Genomic DNA, 15,421 nt, shown 5'->3' with positions numbered 1-15,421 from the left:
AAAAGAAAGCGGCGGCGAAACCGCGTGCCGCATGCAGCACAAGCGGCCCGCACGGCGCGCGGTGCATGCGGCCGTTTCACCGGTGAAATCGCGGCAGGCTGCGACACGCGCCGCGCGCCGCACGCCGCGCCCTGCCCGCCGCGGCACGGCGGACCAACCGTCGCCGACGGCGATCCGGCCACCGTCCGGCCGGCCGTACCGTCACGGCAACGCGACCGTACGGCACGCTAGCGGCGTCCGCCGGCCGCCCCGTCCCGATGCATTAAAATGACGCCCTGACGATTTCACTGCGCGAACCCTCCCGATGGCCTCCAATCTCCACGACCTGCCCGACAGCCCCTGCATCGGCGTGTGCTCGACCCTCTTCGACGAAGTCTGCAAGGGCTGCGGCCGCACGGCCGGCGAAGTGTCGAACTGGGTGTTCCTGAGCGACGACGAGAAGCGGGCGGTGTGGGAGCGCATTACGCGCGAAGGCACCGCGATGCGCTTCCAGTACGACAAGCTGTAAACCGGCCGCACAAAAAAAGAGCGGCATGCCGACTGCCATGCCGCCAACCCCAACTCTGTTCTTGTCCGCGAACCGTTAGAACTTCATCCCGACGCCCACGCCGACGATCAGCGGATCGATGTGCAGCGTGCCGATGCCCTTGTCGCCGAGCGTCGCATCGGTGCTCATCCAGATCTTCTTCACGTCGACGTTCATGAACACCTTCTTCGTCAACTGCACGTCGACGCCGAACTGCAGCGCCGGACCGAAGCTGCTCTTGTTGATCGACACGCCTTCCCCGCCGACGTTGAGCCCGTTGTTGTAGAAGTACGTGTAGTTCAGGCCCGCGCCGACGTACGGACGCACCTTGCCGGCATGGTTGAAGTGGTACTGCAGCAGCAGCGTCGGCGGCAGCACGCCCACGCCGCCCAGGTTGCCGAGGCTCGAGGTCATCTGGTGCCGCGACGTGCCGAGGATCAGCTCCACGCCCAGGTAGTCGCGGATCATGTAGGTGAAGTCGAGCTCCGGCACGATCGCGTTGTTCACGCCGGTATTGATCGCGCCGAGCGTGTCGCTCGCGCGCTCGTTCGGCTGGATGCTGATCGCGCGCAGGCGGACCAGTACGTCACCCTGGTTGATCCCGTCGCCCGGCGACGCCGCGTGCGACAGCGTGGGCATCGTGACCAGACTCGCCGCGACGGCGGCAGCGGTGACACATGTTCGAATCGTTTTATGCATGGTAAAGACCCCTGAAGAATGCATTCCATTTTCCTCGTAGGGTCTTTTCGTCGTTTTGATATCCGTCAAGCCAGCGTAAACCTCGGACGGTTTGTCGCAGTCGCCGCGGCACGGCCCGTCAGCAGCAGGTCGAGCAGATCGCGCACGCTGCGGATCGCGTTGCCGAACGGCAGCGCTTCGCGGCCGCGGAAGAACAGGCCGTTCGCGACGTCGCCTCGCAACGCGGCCGCGAGCCGCGTGTCGATGCAGAAATGGCCGAACTTTTCGATGCCGTCGCGCAACCCGCAGACGCTCAGGCACTCGAGCGCGGTCGGGCAGCGCTGCCTGAACGCGCCGAGCTTGTCGCGAATGCGCGTTTCGTTGCGCAGGTAGCGATCGAGCCACGGTGTCTTCACCGCGCGCGCCGGCAGCCCCGTCACGCTGACGAATTCGACGACGTCGTCGGGCAGCGCGTCGGCCAGGACGCGCTTGAAGTTCGGATGCGCGTCACCTTCTTCCGTCACCGCGAACGGCGTTCCGACCTGCACGCCGTTCGCGCCGGCCGCGAGCGCCGCACGCACCGTGTCGTGACTGTTGATCCCGCCCGCGACGATCAGCGGGATCGTGTCGCGCGCCACGCCGAGCGACGCCATCACCTGCGCGGCCTCGTCGAGCACGCGCTCGAAATCGAAGCGCGCATCGTGCATGTCGTCGATCTGCGTGACCCCGAGGTGGCCGCCCGCATGCGCGGGATGCTCGATCACGATCGCATCCGGCAGCCGCCCCTTCTTCATCCACTTCTTCAGCACCAGCGCGATCCCGCGGCTGTCCGACAGGATCGGGATCAGCGCGATGTCGCGCCCCTGCGTGAGATCGGGCAGATCGAGCGGCAGGCCAGCGCCCATCACGATCGCGTCCGCGCCTTCGTCGCACGCGACGCGCACGTAGTCCGCATGCGCGCGCACCGCCTTCATCACGTTGACCGCGATCATCCCGCGGCCTTCGCCGTAGGTCTTCGCGAGGCGAATCTCGCGCGCGAGCGCGTCGAGGTTCGCGGCCTCGAGCGTCGCGCGGTCGGGATTCGCGCGGCAGCGCGCGAGCAGGTCCGCGTGGTGGTGACGCAGGTCGATGCTCGCGATCGTGCCGAGCGCGCCTTCGCGCGCGACGCTGCCCGCGAGGCGGTGCGCGGAGATGCCGACGCCCATGCCGCCCTGCACCACGGGCAGCAACGCGCGGCCGCGAATCGTGAGCGGCGGGAAGGAAGTGCGTGCGGTCATCTGAACCTCGTCGAAACATCGGAAATCGGAAACGCGATGATCGACGATCCACCGACGCGCATCTTGACGGCCGTCAATAAAGAAACGGCACGCGAGCGTGCCGTTTCGGGTCAGGCGCGGTGCGACGCTCAGGCCGGATTCGCCGGCTTGAGCTGCATCGACTTGTATTCGAGATACTCTTCGAGCCCGTACACGCCGTTCTCGCGGCCGTGCCCCGACTGCTTGTAGCCGCCGAACGGCGCGGCGCTGTTCCACGTGCCGCCGTTGATGTCGACCTGCCCCGTGCGGATGCGGCGCGCGACGCGCATCGCGCGTTCGTCGCTGCCCGCCCACACCGCGCCGCCGAGCCCATAAGGCGAGTCGTTCGCGATGCGCACGGCTTCGTCTTCGTCGCGATACGTGATGATCGACAGCACCGGCCCGAAGATTTCCTCCTGCGCGATCGTCGATTTCGGATCGACGCGGCCGAACACCGTCGGCTTCACGAAGAAGCCCTTCGCGAACCCTTCCGGCAGGCCTGTGCCGCCCGTCACGAGTTCCGCGCCGTCGTCGATCCCGCGCTGGATGTAGGCCTGCACGCGCTGCTGCTGCACGGCCGATGCGAGTGCGCCGAGGCGCGTCGTTTCCTGGCGCGGGTCGCCCGCGACATACGCTTCGGCCGCCGCCTTCGCGAGCGCGCGCGCCTCGTCGTAGCGCGCTTGCGGCACCAGCATCCGCGTGTGCGCCGAACAGGTCTGGCCCGCGTTCAGATAGCACGCGTTGACCGTGCCCTTCACCGCCGTCGCGAAATCGGCATCGTCGAGAATCACCGACGCCGACTTGCCGCCCAGTTCGAGCGCGACGCGCTTCACGCCCGCGGCCGCGAGTTCGGCCACGCGCTTGCCGGCGCGCGTCGAGCCCGTGAACGACACCATGTCGACGTCCGGATCGGTCGCCAGCACCTCGCCGACGACCGGGCCGTAACCGCATACGAGGTTGAACACGCCCGGCGGCAGGCCCGCTTCGTGAATCGCCTCCGCGAGCATGAACGCGTTGAGCGGCGCGACTTCGGACGGCTTCAGGACGACCGTGCAGCCGGCCGCGAGTGCCGGCGCGACCTTCAGCGTGACCTGGTTGAGCGGGTAGTTCCACGGCGTGATCGCCGCGACGACGCCGACCGGTTCGCGCACCACCAGCGAGTTGCCGACCGTCGCCTCGAATTCGAACGATTCGGCGAGCTTCGCGTATGCCTTCCAGTTGTAGATCGGGCCACCGACCTGGATCGCACGCGACAGCTTGATCGGCATCCCGACTTCGCCGGTGATCGACTGCGCGAGTTCCTCGCTGCGCGCCTGCAGACGCTCGACGATCTTGCGCAGGTAGCCCGCGCGCGTCGCGGCCGGTGTCGCGGCCCACGCGTCGAACGCCGCGCGCGCCGCGCGGATCGCGTCCTGCGCGTCGGACGCGACGCCCTCGGGAATCCGGCCGATCACGGCCTCGGTGCCCGAATCGATCACGTCGATCGTGCCCGTTCCGGCCGGCTTGCGCCATGCACCGTCGATGTAGAACTGGTTGTAGATTTTCATCGCTTCCTGTCTCCCGGAAAACGGCCATTCTAACGAGTGTGGCGCGGCCCGGCGATGACGCCGAACCGGACCGCGAGCGCTGCCGAACGGTCCGCACGGACGCCGGCGAACGGGTGCCGGATGCCGGCTGCCCGCGGCTGCAGCATCCGCGCCACGCCGGCACGCCACGAGGCCGCACGACGTGGCCCGCATCGTGCTATGTTTTTAGTATCGGCGCCGGCCGCTGCAGGCCGCGCCCCCGGAATCGATGCCTTCGTGAGCGCTGCCATGACCGACGTATCCCATATCCTCGGCTCGCAAGATCGCCTGGAGCTGCTGTGCTGGCTCACCTGCGGCAATCTCGGCGCGTTTTACCTGAACGAAACCTGGCCGGACGCATCGTTCCAGGTGCAGGCCGCGCACCGCTGGCTCGACCGCCATCACCGGCAGGCCGACTGGCTCGCGATCGCGAAGCTGGCCGCGCTGGCGCAGGACATCGCAAAGCGGCACGCCGACTTCGTCGACGCGTCGTGGGCGCGTGACGCGGTCGAGGAAATCGTCGATACCGACGATCTCGATTACCGGGCGAAACTCGTGCAATGGGTGTACGAAGACTGCTGCAAGGCGCTCGCCGACAAGCGGCTCGCGGATTGACGCGACGGGCGCCGGGCGGCACGCTAGATAGTGCGCCTGTTGGGTTCGCGGCGCCTGCCGGCCGGAAACGGCGCCGCCGCGTCGAATCGTCATCGAGGGTGCCGCACCCGACCTGACATTTCCCCTTCAATGGCCGTCGTGCCGATCCGGTAACGGCGAACATCTGCCCGGATACGAAAAAACCCGCCAGGCTTGCACCTGGCGGGCTTCCGGTACATCAGGTCGGGCATGGCCGCCCGGGCAATTACTCCTGCCCCTGACTCGTCAGGAACTCCTCGTAATTCCCGCCGAAGTCGAACAGCGTGCCGTCCGTGCGCACTTCGATGATCCGGTTCGCCAGCCCGCTCACGAATTCGCGGTCGTGCGACACGAAGATCAGCGTGCCTTCGAACTGCTCGAGCGCGATCTGCAGCGACTCGATCGACTCCATGTCCATGTGGTTGGTCGGCTCGTCCATCAGCAGCACGTTGTGGCGGCCGAGCATCAGCTTGCCCCAGATCATGCGGCCCTTCTCGCCGCCCGACAGCACCTTCACCGACTTCTTGATGTCGTCCGACGAGAACAGCAGGCGGCCCAGCGTGCCGCGCACCATCGTTTCGTCGTCGCCGTCCTTGCGGTACTGGTCGATCCAGTCCATCAGCGTGATGTCGTTCGGGAACTCCTCGTACGTATCCTGCGGCATGTAGCCGACGTTCGCGTTCTCCGACCACTTCACCGTGCCGTGATCGAGTTGCAGCGCGCCGAGCAGCGAACGCAGCAGCGTCGTCTTGCCCGCGCCGTTCTCGCCGATGATCGCGATGCGCTCGCCCGGCTGCACCGACAGGTTGAAGTTCTGGAAGATCGTGCGCTCGTACTTCTTCGTGATGTCTTCGGCGACCACCGCGACGTTGTGCAGCTTCTTCTCGAACTCGAAGCGGATGAACGGGTTCTGACGCGACGACGGCTTGAATTCCTCGATCTTGATCTTGTCGATCTGCTTCGCGCGGCTCGTTGCCTGGCGGGCCTTCGACTTGTTCGCCGAGAAGCGGCGCACGAAGTCCTGCAGCTCGGCCACGCGTTCCTTCGCGCGCGCGTTCGCCGCGGCCTGGCGCTCGCGCGCCTGTGCCGATGCGAGCATGTAGTCGTCGTAGTTGCCCGGCCAGACCTTCAGCGTGCCGTAGTCCATGTCGGCCATGTGCGTGCACACCGAGTTCAGGAAGTGACGATCGTGCGAGATGATGATCATCGTCGAGTTGTACTCGTTGAGCGTGTGCTCGAGCCAACGGATCGAGTTGATGTCCAGGTTGTTGGTCGGTTCGTCGAGCAGCAGCACGTCCGGCTTCGAGAACAGCGCCTGCGCGAGCAGCACGCGCAGCTTCCAGCCCGGCGCGACGTCGGCCATCGTGCCGTTGTGGAACTTCTCCTCGATGCCGATGCCGAGCAGCAGCGCGCCCGCGCGCGCCTCGGCGTCGTAGCCGCCGTATTCGGCGAACTTGCCTTCGAGCTCGGCCGCGTGCATGTAGTCGTCGTCGGTGGCTTCCGGGTTCGCGTAGATCGCGTCGCGCTCGGTCATCGCGGCCCACATTTCGGTGTGGCCCATCATCACGACGTCGAGCACGCGCACGTCTTCGTACGCGAACTGGTCCTGGCGCAGCTTGCCCAGGCGCACGTTCGGCTCCAGCGCGACGTTGCCGGCGCTCGGCTCGAGGTCGCCGCCCAGGATCTTCATGAAGGTCGACTTGCCGCAGCCGTTCGCGCCGATCAGACCATAGCGGTTGCCCTCGCCGAATTTGACCGAGATATTCTCGAACAAGGGCTTCGGCCCGAATTGCATCGTGATGTTGGCAGTAGAAAGCACGGCAGGTCCCGTAAGAGAGAAATCGACGGAAAACCGTGTATTTTAGCAGGTGTCGGAGAAACTGCCGACCGCACTGTTCCGGCCCCGCCAGCCGGGCCGCCGCGCGCGGCGCCGGCGCCTCCCTTCGGGTGCGCTACTTGCCTTCCTTCGCCGCGCGCTTCTGCGCCGCCTTCTCCTTCATTTGCCCGAACAGCTCCGCGCACGGCACGTCGCGGTTGTTGCTCGGCGCGATCAGCGGAACCAGCGCCGCGAACGGGTTGATCAGGCCGAGCCCGACCATCGCGCCGGCGCGCAGCGCGAGCGCGCCCGCGTCGACGCCGACCTTCGGGTTCTTGAACGTGCCCTTCGCATACAGCGGCGAGCGCAGCGAGAAGACCCGGAAACCCTTCGTGTGCGGGTGGATCTTCAGGTCGATCGATTCGTCGCGCAGGTTGACCGGGCCGTCGACGTTGATCAGCGCATCGTCCGTATCGAGCGCGAACACCTTCGGGTCGAGCATCCCGTCGGTCGCGACGAAGTCGATCGCCGCGCAGTTGATGTTCACGTCGCGGGTGCCGAACAGCTTCTCGTAGACGACGTTCGCGACGTTCAGCCCTGCCGCCTCCATCAGCAGCAGGCTGATGCGGCCATCCGTGATGAGCGCCTTCACTTCGCCGGTCGAGGTACCCGCGAGCGCGGCCGGCGAGTTGCCGGTCGCCGACAGCGACGCGTCGCCGTTGATCTCGCCGAGCGCGGTCTGCATCACCTTCTGCGTCGGGAACAGCTGCTTGAGCCTCAGGTGACGCGCGGACAGCGTGAAGCGGCCCTTGAGCGGCGTGCGGCTGCCGTCGAGATGCGCGGTCGTCGCGAGCGTGCCGCCCGCGACGCCGAACTTCAGCGGCTCGAGCGTCAGCACGCCGTCCTGCAGCAGAACGTGCGTGTACAGGTCGGTAATCGGCAGTTGCGGGCTCTTGATCAGCTTGCGGCCGGTGAACTTCACGTCCGCGTCGATCGCGCTCCAGCGCTCGGTGCGGAACCTCGAAACCGGCAGCACGCGATCCGGCGGCTGGCGCGTCGTGTCGCCGCGCTTCGCCTTGCTCGCGGCCGTGTCGGCGCCGATCACCGGCGCGAGGTCGGAGAACTGCAGCAGTTTCGACTCGAGCTCGCCCGACAGCTTCGGCCGCGGCTCGCGCTGCGCCCAGGTGAGCGTGCCGCGCAGATCGCTGCCGCCCACGCGGCCGTTGAAGTCCTCGTAGCGGAACGTGCTGGCGCCCTGCTTGATGTTGCCGATCAGCCGCCCTTCGGTCGCATACGGCGGCGTGTCGGGCAGCGTGATGCCGGTAATCTGGTAGAGGTGCGACATCGACGTGCCCTGCAGCCATAACCGCAGGTCGAGCGCCGCGAGATGCATCGGGTCGGTCAGCGTGCCGACGATCGCGAGCCGCGTGTCGCCGGCCTTCACGTCAGCCTGCAGCGGGAACGGCTGCGTCGACCTCTCGATCGCCAGCACGCCGCCCACCTTGCCGGTGCCGCTGATCGGCACGTTCTTGTAGCGGCCGTCGACCTTGAGCCCGAACGCATAGGTCGGGCCGGACGGCTTCGCGGGCGCGGCGGCCGCCGACGCCCCGGATGCCCCGGATGCACCTGACGCACCGCTCGCGCCGGATGCCGGCGCGGCCGTCGATGCAGAGGAAACCGAAGTAGCCGGAGCGGCGCCGGACACCCCCGACGCCGCAACGGCAGACGCCCCGCTCGCCGCCTGCGGCGCCGACGCACCCGATGCGGCTTGCGCATTCGCCTTCGCGCTCAATTGCGCGGCGCCGTGCTTGCCGACGCGCTGGGCCGATGCCGCACGCGACCTCTGTTCCTGTTCCTTCAGCACGTCGCCGAGCGGAATCGGCTGGCCGAGCGTATCGATCGCGACCGTGAGATCGGCCTTCGTGATCGCATCGCGATACGTGACGATGCCCTTCGCGAACCCGAAGCTGTCGAGCCGCACCTTCCACGGCGACGGCTGCGCTGATTGCTTGAACTGGAAGGTCCACGTATTGCGGCCGTCGGCGAGCCGCTCGAGGTCGACCGCGGGATTGACGACATCGATCGACGGAATGACGATTTCATGCGCGAGGAGCGGCAGGATGGCGAGATCGAAATGCGCGGCATCGACCGTGACGAACCTGGGCCCCTTCGCCCAGTCCGGATTGCCGATCTCGAGTTGCGTGGCCGAGAAGCTCGGCCAGGGTACCCATGCGCGCCAGCCGGTCTCGCCGTCCGGCCGACGCCAGCCGACCTTGAGATCGCCGTTGATCGCAAACGAACGGCCAAGCGCGGTACTCACATGTTCGTTGACCCACGGTTTCGCGCGGTTCCAGTCGAACGTGACGATAAAAATGCCGGCGGCCGCGATGATCAGTGCGACGATGCAGACGATCCATGCAGCCGATTTGCCGATGGCTCGGGCTAGCGTCATGGCGATTCCGTTGTTGTTATGCAAGTGTGCACGCCATGTCGGGCCACGTGTGTGAAGGAACGAAGCACGACACTGGCGGCTTTTCAATCTGTATTATGACGCACGCTCCGACAACGCCTCGGCGCCATTAACGCTTTTTTTCATTTGTGACATGACAGCCCCGACCGGTCTCATCGATGCGCAGCACATCACGCGCCGCGACGCCAGCAGCGGCAAGACATTGCTGGCGCCGACCGACTTCAGCCTCGCCGCGGGATCGCGAATTGCTATCACCGGACCATCGGGTTCCGGCAAGAGCGTGCTGCTGCGCGCGCTCGCGCTGCTCGATCCGCTCGACGGCGGTCAGATCCTGTGGCGCGGCCAGCGGATCAGGCGCGGCGCGATTCCGCGCTACCGGCGCAGCGTCGCCTACGTGCGCCAGCGACCCGCGCAGATGGACGGCACCGTCGAGGCGCAATTGCGCTATCCGTACTCGCTCGCGATCTATCGCGACGCGACGTTCGACCGTGCGCGCGCCGAAGCGCTCGCGGCCCGCGCCGGTCGCGGCGCCGATTTTCTCGACAAGCGCGCGAGCGAACTGTCGGGCGGCGAAGCGCAGATCACCGCGCTGCTGCGCGTGCTGCAACTCGACCCCGACGTGCTGCTGCTCGACGAGCCGACGTCCGCGCTCGACCCCGACTCCACGCGCGCGATCGAAGCGCTCGTCGGCGCCTGGTTCGACGCGGCCCCCGATGCGCGCGCCTGCATGTGGATCTCGCACGATCCGGCGCAGGCCGCACGGATCGGCACGATGCGGCTCGTGATGCAGGCCGGCGTGCTGCACGCCGCGAGTACGACGGAGGCGGCACGATGAGCCCGGCACTGCAGGATCTGAGTCTCGTCGACGTCGGCATCGCCGCCGCGCTCGTCGCGGTCAACGGCGCGATCTCCGCGGCGCTGTCGCTCGGCCTCGGGCGCAAGCTCGCGCTCGCCGCCGTGCGCACCGTCGTGCAGCTGCTCGCGATCGGCTACGTGCTCGGCTGGGTGTTCGGCCATCCGCACTGGACCGTCGTGCTGCCGCTGACCGCGTTGATGACGCTGATCGCGGGCTTTGCGGGCGCCGGCCGCGGCAAGCGCACGTATCGCGGACAGCGCGTCGACAGCATCGCGTCCATCTGGTTCAGCAGCTGGGTCGTCGCGGCGATCGGGCTGTTCGTCGTGATCCGCATTCATCCGTGGTACACGCCGCAATATGCGATCCCGATCCTCGGGATGATCCTCGGCAATACGCTCACGGGCGTGTCGCTCGGCGTCGAACGGATGATGGAGGAACTGACGGCACGGCGCGACCGCGTCGAGACCGCACTCGCGCTCGGCGCGACGCGCTGGGAAGCCGCGCAGGACGCCGCGCGCCAGGCCGTGCGCGCGGGCATGCTGCCGACACTCAACCAGATGGCCGTCGTCGGCGTCGTGAGCCTGCCGGGGATGATGACCGGCCAGGTGCTGGCCGGCCAGTCGCCGCTGCAGGCCGTGCGCTACCAGATCGTGATCATGTTCCTGATCGCCGCGGCGTCCGCGCTCGGCACGGTCGGCGCGGTGCTGATGACGTATCGCCGTTTGTTCTCCGCCGATCACCGCTTTCTCGCATCGCGGCTCGAGGAACGCGCGCATTGATGCGCGGCGCCGCGACCCACGCGGCGTTTGCGCGGCGTGCGGTCAGCGGGCGCTACGGCGTCTGCCGAGGGCCTGGCGCAACGCGGCCGTGACATCGGCGTCGGGCGTCAGCCCGTCGACCGACGCGACGAGCCGCACCGCGCGCGGTGTCGTCACATAGGCCTGCGCGCCGACATAACCGCCGCTGCCGGCCGAGCGCGTCGTGACGACGAGCGCCTGCGGCGCACGCGCACCGAGGTCGGCCGTGAAGGCGTCGGCGACGGTGCCGTCACGCGCATGCAGCACACCGGTTACGTAGTCGTCCGTATCGAAGCCGGGCGCGGCATGCGCGGTCGAATACACGCGCACCGCATAGCTGCCGGTCGAGCACGGTTCGAGTGCGCCGCTCGACACGACGGCGACCTGCTGTCGCGACGGCAGCTCGACTTTCTTCGCGAAGCTGCAATCGTCGGCCGCCTGCGCATGGGTGGCGACGAACGCAGCGGCCGACAGCAGCGCGCGCATGCAATGTTTCATCGGGATGTCGTTCGGGGAAGAGGGAGAAGCCCACGAGGATAGCGTGACATCCGCATGACGTCACGCGCGTCGCAGGGCGAATGGCCGCGCTGTCGGTGCGCGCCGGACGTGACGCACGTCAAACCTCAAACAACGGGAATGCCCGAAGCCGCGCGCCACGAAACCGTCACGCGCGGCCCTGCCCGGATCACCGGATACGCATCGCGGTTGGTTGCGCACGCACCGGACGTCTTGCCGGCCCGCGCGCACCGCTCAGCGCTTGATCGACACCGTCACTTTCGTGCCGTCGCTCAGCGAGACGGACTTCGACCCGCCATTGGTCGAAATCGACACCCACTTGACCTGGCTCACCGACACGACATCCGGGCACTGCAGCGACTTGCCGCCCGCGCTCACGTTGCGCGTGCCTTTCGGCGCGGCCGCCTGGAAGCTCATCTGCACGTTCGCGATCCCCTTCGCGTCGACCGACGGCGCGAGCCGCACCTGGGTCTGGCGCACCATCGCGCCGTTCGCGTCGCGCGGCAGGTTGTCGGCGTTCGGGCAACCGTCCGGCATCGCGACCGCGCCGCCCGGCGGCACCGACTTCCAGTTGAAGTCGTCCGTTTCGCCCGAGCGGATCTTGCGGGTCTCCTGCGTATTGCCGAAGGTCTTCGAATCGACCTTGACGGTGTATTCGAGCTGCCCTGTCCCGCCGCCCTTCAGGCTGCCCTTGACCGGCGGCGCCGCGAATACGCTCGCGCTGACGCACGCCGCCGCGAACACGGCAGACCACGATGCGGCGACTGACAAGCTGCGTTGGCTCATGCTGACCTCCTTGTAATGCGGCGGCACGCGCGTGCCGCGCGGTTTTCGATGCATGATGCGTTGCCAGTCTACCGCCAAGCGGCATGCAATGCGCCGCAAACGCATCGGGTGTTACCCCGCTTGCGTTCGCGACGCGGCATCCCGTACGCGCGACGCCGGCGCTCGGGAACACGCCGGGCAGACCCAGGTTTTCCGCCCCGAAGGAAATCCCCTTGGGGGATGCCCATCGGCGCCTGGCGCGAAGCGACGGGTCTGCGGCGCTCAGAAGCCGCTCAGAACCAGCTTGCCGATCGCGCGCCCGGCTTCGAGCAGCTGATGCGCGCGCCGCACGTTCGCGGCGTTGATCGTGCCGAGCTGTTCGCCGAGCGTCGTGCGCAGCGTGCCGCCGTCGACGAGCCGCGCCACCTCGGTCAGGATCTTGTGCTGCTCGATCATGTCCGGCGTCTCGAACATCGCGCGCGTGAACATGAATTCCCAGTGAAACGCGGCGCTCTTCGCCTTCAGTTGCTCGACCGGAATCGGCTTCTCGTTCTCGACGATCGTGCAAATGCCGCCCTGCGGGCGAATGACTTCCGCCGCGGCAGGGAAATGACGGTCCGTGTCGTTGAAGATCAGCACGTAGTCGACGCTCGGATGGCCGATGTCACGCAGTTGCGCGGGCAGGTCGCCGAAATGATCGACCACGTCGTCCGCGCCGAGCGAGCGCACCCATTCGGCCGACGCCGGCCGCGACGCGGTCGCGATCACGCGCAGCCCGGCGAGCGTCTTCGCGAGCTGGATCGCGATCGAACCCACCCCGCCCGCGCCGCCGATGATCAGCACCGACTTGCCCGCGTCGGCGCCCTGCGGCGACACGCGCAGCCGGTCGAACAGCGCCTCCCAGGCGGTCAGCGCGGTGAGCGGCAACGCGGCCGACGCTGCGAAATCGAGCGAGCGCGGCTTGAGCGCGGCGATCCGCTCGTCGACCGCGTGGAATTCGCTGTTCGCGCCGGGCCGCGTGATGCTGCCCGCGTAGAACACCTCGTCGCCCGGCCGGAACAGCGTGACCTCGGCACCGACCGCGACGACCGTGCCGGCCGCATCCCAGCCGAGCACGCGCGGCGTCTCCTCGACCTGCGGTTTCGGCGCGCGCACCTTGGTGTCGACCGGGTTCACGGAGATCGCCTCGACCTTCACGAGCAGGTCGCGCGGGCCCGGCACCGGTTGCGGCAGTTCCACGTCGACGAGCGCCTGCGGGTCGTCGATCGGCAGGTAACGGGTCAGTCCAACGGCTTTCATCACGAAACTCCTTCAGGGAAATCGGGCGGGCCGCGGCGCAGCCCCATGCATGCCATCGTAGGCGCCCCGATCATTTGAGAAAACCGCTATATTTCCTGAAACATTTTCAGGAATTTCAGAATAATGGCATCCGATCCGATTCCCGCCCCCGACAAGCCGCTCGACCTGCTCGACGTCGGCCTGTTCGTGCGCGCCGCGCTGCTCGCGAACGTGAGCGCGGCCGGGCGCGAGTTCGGCGTATCGGCCGCGGTCGCGAGCGCGCGCATCGCGCAGCTGGAGCGCCAGCTCGGCGCGCGTTTGCTGCATCGCACCACGCGCCGCATCAGCCTGACGCAGGACGGCGAAGTCTTCATGGCCCGCGCCGAGGCGCTGCTGTCGGCCGCCGACGCCGCGCGCGCCTCGGTCGGCCACGGCCGCAGCGAGCCGTACGGGCGGCTGAAAGTGTCGATGTCGTCGTCGTTCGGCCGCCAGCACGTCGCGCCCGTGATTCCCGCGTTCCTGCGCCGCTACCCGTCCGTGTCGCTCGACCTGCGGCTGTCCGACGAGATCGTCGACCTCGTCGACGACGGCTACGACGTCGCGATCCGCCTCGGCGCGCTGAAGGATTCGACGCTGGTCGCACGCAGGCTCGCCACGAACCGGCGCGTGCTGTGCTGCTCGCCCGCGTATCTCGCCGAACACGGCACGCCGCGCCATCCGGCCGACCTCGCGCAGCACGAATGCGTGATCCTCGGCGACCAGCGCGACTGGTCGTTCGTCACGCCGCAAGGCCCGCTCACCGTGCGGGTCGGTGGCCGGCTCGTCGCGAGCAACGGCGAAGCGATCCGCGAAGCGCTCGTCGACGGCTTCGGCATCGCGATCAAGTCGACCTGGGACGTCGGCCCACTGCTCGCGAGCGGCGCGCTCGTCACCGTGCTCGACGACTACCCGTTCGCGAACGACGTCGCGATCTGGGCCGTCTATCCGAGCCGCGCGCACGTGCCGTTGAAGACGCTCGCGTTCATCGCGTTCCTGGCCGAACACTTCGGCGATCCGCCTTACTGGGATCGCGACCGGCAATCGCACGAATAGCCCGAATAGCCCGCACCGTCCGCCGGATCGCCGTGCGCGCGGCACCCGGCACGGCGCCCGCGCCGGCTCCCGGCGTCGATCCGGCCGCGCCCGGATACCAACCGGCTACAATGGCGCGTTCGCGACGCAACGGCCCGACGCCGAACGGGGCCCGCGTTCGCAGGCGGCCGCATGCCGGCCGCGCACGCGTTTCATTCGCTTCCTATCATTCCGTCATGACCCACAACCTCGTCATCCAGAGTCTCGCGCCGTTGTCGGACGCGCATCACAAACCGCTGCTCGCGCTGTCGCGCGGCACCCGCATCGTGCAGACCGACGATCACGCGCTGCGCATCGAAAACGCCAACCCAACGCAGCGTCTCGACATCGACGCGTACTGCGGCACGCATGCGCTCGACTTCGGCTTCGTCGAAGCCGGCCGCGCGTTGAGCGATTTCGGGCTCGTCGTGATGGACATGGACTCGACGCTGATCACGATCGAATGCATCGACGAGATCGCCGATTTCTGCGGGCTGAAGACGCAGGTCGCCGAGATCACCGAAGCGGCGATGCGCGGCGAGATCCGCGACTTCAACGAAAGCCTCACGCGCCGCGTCGCGCTGCTCGCGGGGCTCGACGCGCAGGCGCTCGAGCGCGTGTACGAGGAACGGCTGCAGCTGTCGCCCGGCGCGGAGACGATGCTCGCCGGCGTGAAGGCCGCGGGCCTGAAGACGCTGCTCGTGTCGGGCGGCTTCACGTTCTTCACCGAGCGCCTGAAGGCGCGCCTCGGCCTCGACTTCGCGCACGCGAACACGCTCGAGATCGTCGACGGCAAGCTGACCGGCAAGGTGCTCGGCGAGATCGTCAACGCCGACGTCAAGGCGCGCCTGCTGCGCGATACCTGCGCATCGCTCGGCATCGAGCCGAGCCGCGCGATCGCGATGGGCGACGGCTCGAACGACCTGAAGATGATGGCCGAAGCCGGGCTGTCGGTCGCATTCCACGCGAAGCCCGTCGTGCGCGATGCGGCCACCGTCGCATTCGACCACGTCGGCCTCGACGGGCTGCTGCGGCTGTTCTGATTTCCGATCCGCGCAAGCCGCCCATGAAAAACGCCCGCGCGATGCAACATCGCGCGGGCGTTCTGTTGTTCCG

The 15,421-nt window shown here is 67.8% G+C and carries 14 protein-coding genes; 6 read left to right on the top strand and 8 right to left on the bottom strand.

The annotated features are described in order from the left end of the window. The first annotated feature begins 304 nt into the window (after positions 1 to 304). Positions 305 to 508 (top strand): DUF1289 domain-containing protein, encoded by a 204-nt coding sequence (locus NQV17_RS36140; protein WP_027784516.1) that lies wholly within the window; start codon positions 305 to 307, stop codon positions 506 to 508. A 75-nt stretch (positions 509 to 583) separates the two neighbouring features. Here NQV17_RS36140 and NQV17_RS36135 read toward each other — a convergent pair whose 3' ends face one another. From NQV17_RS36135 to NQV17_RS36125, 3 genes are all read right to left on the bottom strand, one after another. Beyond that, positions 584 to 1,225 (bottom strand): OmpW family protein, encoded by a 642-nt coding sequence (locus NQV17_RS36135; protein WP_044848916.1) that lies wholly within the window; start codon positions 1,223 to 1,225, stop codon positions 584 to 586. Between the two features lie 65 nt (positions 1,226 to 1,290). Beyond that, entirely contained in the window at positions 1,291 to 2,481 is a 1,191-nt protein-coding gene (locus tag NQV17_RS36130; RefSeq protein WP_257775920.1) for a nitronate monooxygenase family protein, read from the bottom strand. Positions 2,482 to 2,609: 128 nt separating this feature from the next. Beyond that, positions 2,610 to 4,046, bottom strand: a complete 1,437-nt coding sequence (locus NQV17_RS36125) for an aldehyde dehydrogenase family protein (RefSeq protein ID WP_257775919.1) — start codon at positions 4,044 to 4,046, stop codon at positions 2,610 to 2,612. Positions 4,047 to 4,313: 267 nt separating this feature from the next. Here NQV17_RS36125 and NQV17_RS36120 point away from each other — a divergent pair, with 267 nt between their 5' ends. Further along, the gene (locus NQV17_RS36120; RefSeq protein WP_257775918.1) at positions 4,314 to 4,679 is read left to right on the top strand and encodes a hypothetical protein; all 366 of its coding nucleotides are present in this window, start codon (positions 4,314 to 4,316) and stop codon (positions 4,677 to 4,679) included. A gap of 244 nt (positions 4,680 to 4,923) precedes the next feature. On the opposite strand, the gene NQV17_RS36115 is transcribed toward NQV17_RS36120, so the two are convergent. Beyond that, positions 4,924 to 6,516 carry an ABC-F family ATPase gene (locus NQV17_RS36115; RefSeq protein WP_044848912.1) on the bottom strand — a complete coding sequence of 531 codons (1,593 nt, stop codon included), beginning with the start codon at positions 6,514 to 6,516 and terminating at the stop codon, positions 4,924 to 4,926. A gap of 133 nt (positions 6,517 to 6,649) precedes the next feature. Beyond that, complete coding sequence (locus NQV17_RS36110) at positions 6,650 to 8,965, bottom strand: AsmA family protein (protein WP_257775917.1); 2,316 nt, start codon at positions 8,963 to 8,965, stop codon at positions 6,650 to 6,652. Between the two features lie 151 nt (positions 8,966 to 9,116). Here NQV17_RS36110 and NQV17_RS36105 point away from each other — a divergent pair, with 151 nt between their 5' ends. Further along, positions 9,117 to 9,818, top strand: a complete 702-nt coding sequence (locus NQV17_RS36105) for an ATP-binding cassette domain-containing protein (RefSeq protein ID WP_257775916.1) — start codon at positions 9,117 to 9,119, stop codon at positions 9,816 to 9,818. Beyond that, positions 9,815 to 10,618, top strand: coding sequence for an iron export ABC transporter permease subunit FetB (fetB, locus tag NQV17_RS36100; protein ID WP_257775915.1), 804 nt, complete (start codon positions 9,815 to 9,817; stop codon positions 10,616 to 10,618). The genes NQV17_RS36105 and fetB overlap by 4 nt, the downstream gene beginning before the upstream one ends. A gap of 42 nt (positions 10,619 to 10,660) precedes the next feature. On the opposite strand, the gene NQV17_RS36095 is transcribed toward fetB, so the two are convergent. The 3 genes from NQV17_RS36095 to NQV17_RS36085 form a co-directional block, all read right to left on the bottom strand. Continuing rightward, a complete protein-coding gene (locus NQV17_RS36095; RefSeq protein WP_257775914.1) occupies positions 10,661 to 11,134 on the bottom strand; it encodes a PliI family lysozyme inhibitor of I-type lysozyme in 474 nt (157 codons plus the stop codon). Between the two features lie 252 nt (positions 11,135 to 11,386). Continuing rightward, positions 11,387 to 11,938: a DUF6013 family protein gene (locus tag NQV17_RS36090; protein ID WP_257775913.1), complete on the bottom strand. Its 552-nt coding sequence runs from the start codon at positions 11,936 to 11,938 to the stop codon at positions 11,387 to 11,389. Between the two features lie 261 nt (positions 11,939 to 12,199). Next, a complete protein-coding gene (locus NQV17_RS36085) occupies positions 12,200 to 13,216 on the bottom strand; it encodes a zinc-binding alcohol dehydrogenase family protein (protein WP_257775912.1) in 1,017 nt (338 codons plus the stop codon). A 123-nt stretch (positions 13,217 to 13,339) separates the two neighbouring features. Here NQV17_RS36085 and NQV17_RS36080 point away from each other — a divergent pair, with 123 nt between their 5' ends. Both NQV17_RS36080 and serB read left to right on the top strand, forming a co-directional pair. Then, positions 13,340 to 14,287, top strand: coding sequence for a LysR family transcriptional regulator (locus NQV17_RS36080; RefSeq protein WP_257775911.1), 948 nt, complete (start codon positions 13,340 to 13,342; stop codon positions 14,285 to 14,287). 215 nt (positions 14,288 to 14,502) lie between these two features. Next, complete coding sequence (gene serB, locus NQV17_RS36075; protein WP_257775910.1) at positions 14,503 to 15,348, top strand: phosphoserine phosphatase SerB; 846 nt, start codon at positions 14,503 to 14,505, stop codon at positions 15,346 to 15,348. The last annotated feature ends 73 nt before the right edge of the window (positions 15,349 to 15,421 follow it).

It is taken from the genome of Burkholderia sp. SCN-KJ (assembly GCF_024656005.1).
Classification (GTDB): domain Bacteria; phylum Pseudomonadota; class Gammaproteobacteria; order Burkholderiales; family Burkholderiaceae; genus Burkholderia.
This window is presented reverse-complemented; position numbering and strand designations above follow the sequence as displayed.

What these genes read in the sequence shown, in the direction of transcription:
- NQV17_RS36140 (WP_027784516.1), top strand. Translation starts at nt 305, where the DNA reads ATGGCCTCCAATCTCCACGACCTGCCCGACAGCCCCTGCATCGGCGTG.
- NQV17_RS36135 (WP_044848916.1), bottom strand. Translation starts at nt 1,225, where the DNA reads ATGCATAAAACGATTCGAACATGTGTCACCGCTGCCGCCGTCGCGGCG.
- NQV17_RS36130 (WP_257775920.1), bottom strand. Translation starts at nt 2,481, where the DNA reads ATGACCGCACGCACTTCCTTCCCGCCGCTCACGATTCGCGGCCGCGCG.
- NQV17_RS36125 (WP_257775919.1), bottom strand. Translation starts at nt 4,046, where the DNA reads ATGAAAATCTACAACCAGTTCTACATCGACGGTGCATGGCGCAAGCCG.
- NQV17_RS36120 (WP_257775918.1), top strand. Translation starts at nt 4,314, where the DNA reads ATGACCGACGTATCCCATATCCTCGGCTCGCAAGATCGCCTGGAGCTG.
- NQV17_RS36110 (WP_257775917.1), bottom strand. Translation starts at nt 8,965, where the DNA reads ATGACGCTAGCCCGAGCCATCGGCAAATCGGCTGCATGGATCGTCTGC.
- NQV17_RS36105 (WP_257775916.1), top strand. Translation starts at nt 9,117, where the DNA reads ATGACAGCCCCGACCGGTCTCATCGATGCGCAGCACATCACGCGCCGC.
- fetB (WP_257775915.1), top strand. Translation starts at nt 9,815, where the DNA reads ATGAGCCCGGCACTGCAGGATCTGAGTCTCGTCGACGTCGGCATCGCC.
- NQV17_RS36095 (WP_257775914.1), bottom strand. Translation starts at nt 11,134, where the DNA reads ATGAAACATTGCATGCGCGCGCTGCTGTCGGCCGCTGCGTTCGTCGCC.
- NQV17_RS36090 (WP_257775913.1), bottom strand. Translation starts at nt 11,938, where the DNA reads ATGAGCCAACGCAGCTTGTCAGTCGCCGCATCGTGGTCTGCCGTGTTC.
- NQV17_RS36085 (WP_257775912.1), bottom strand. Translation starts at nt 13,216, where the DNA reads ATGAAAGCCGTTGGACTGACCCGTTACCTGCCGATCGACGACCCGCAG.
- NQV17_RS36080 (WP_257775911.1), top strand. Translation starts at nt 13,340, where the DNA reads ATGGCATCCGATCCGATTCCCGCCCCCGACAAGCCGCTCGACCTGCTC.
- serB (WP_257775910.1), top strand. Translation starts at nt 14,503, where the DNA reads ATGACCCACAACCTCGTCATCCAGAGTCTCGCGCCGTTGTCGGACGCG.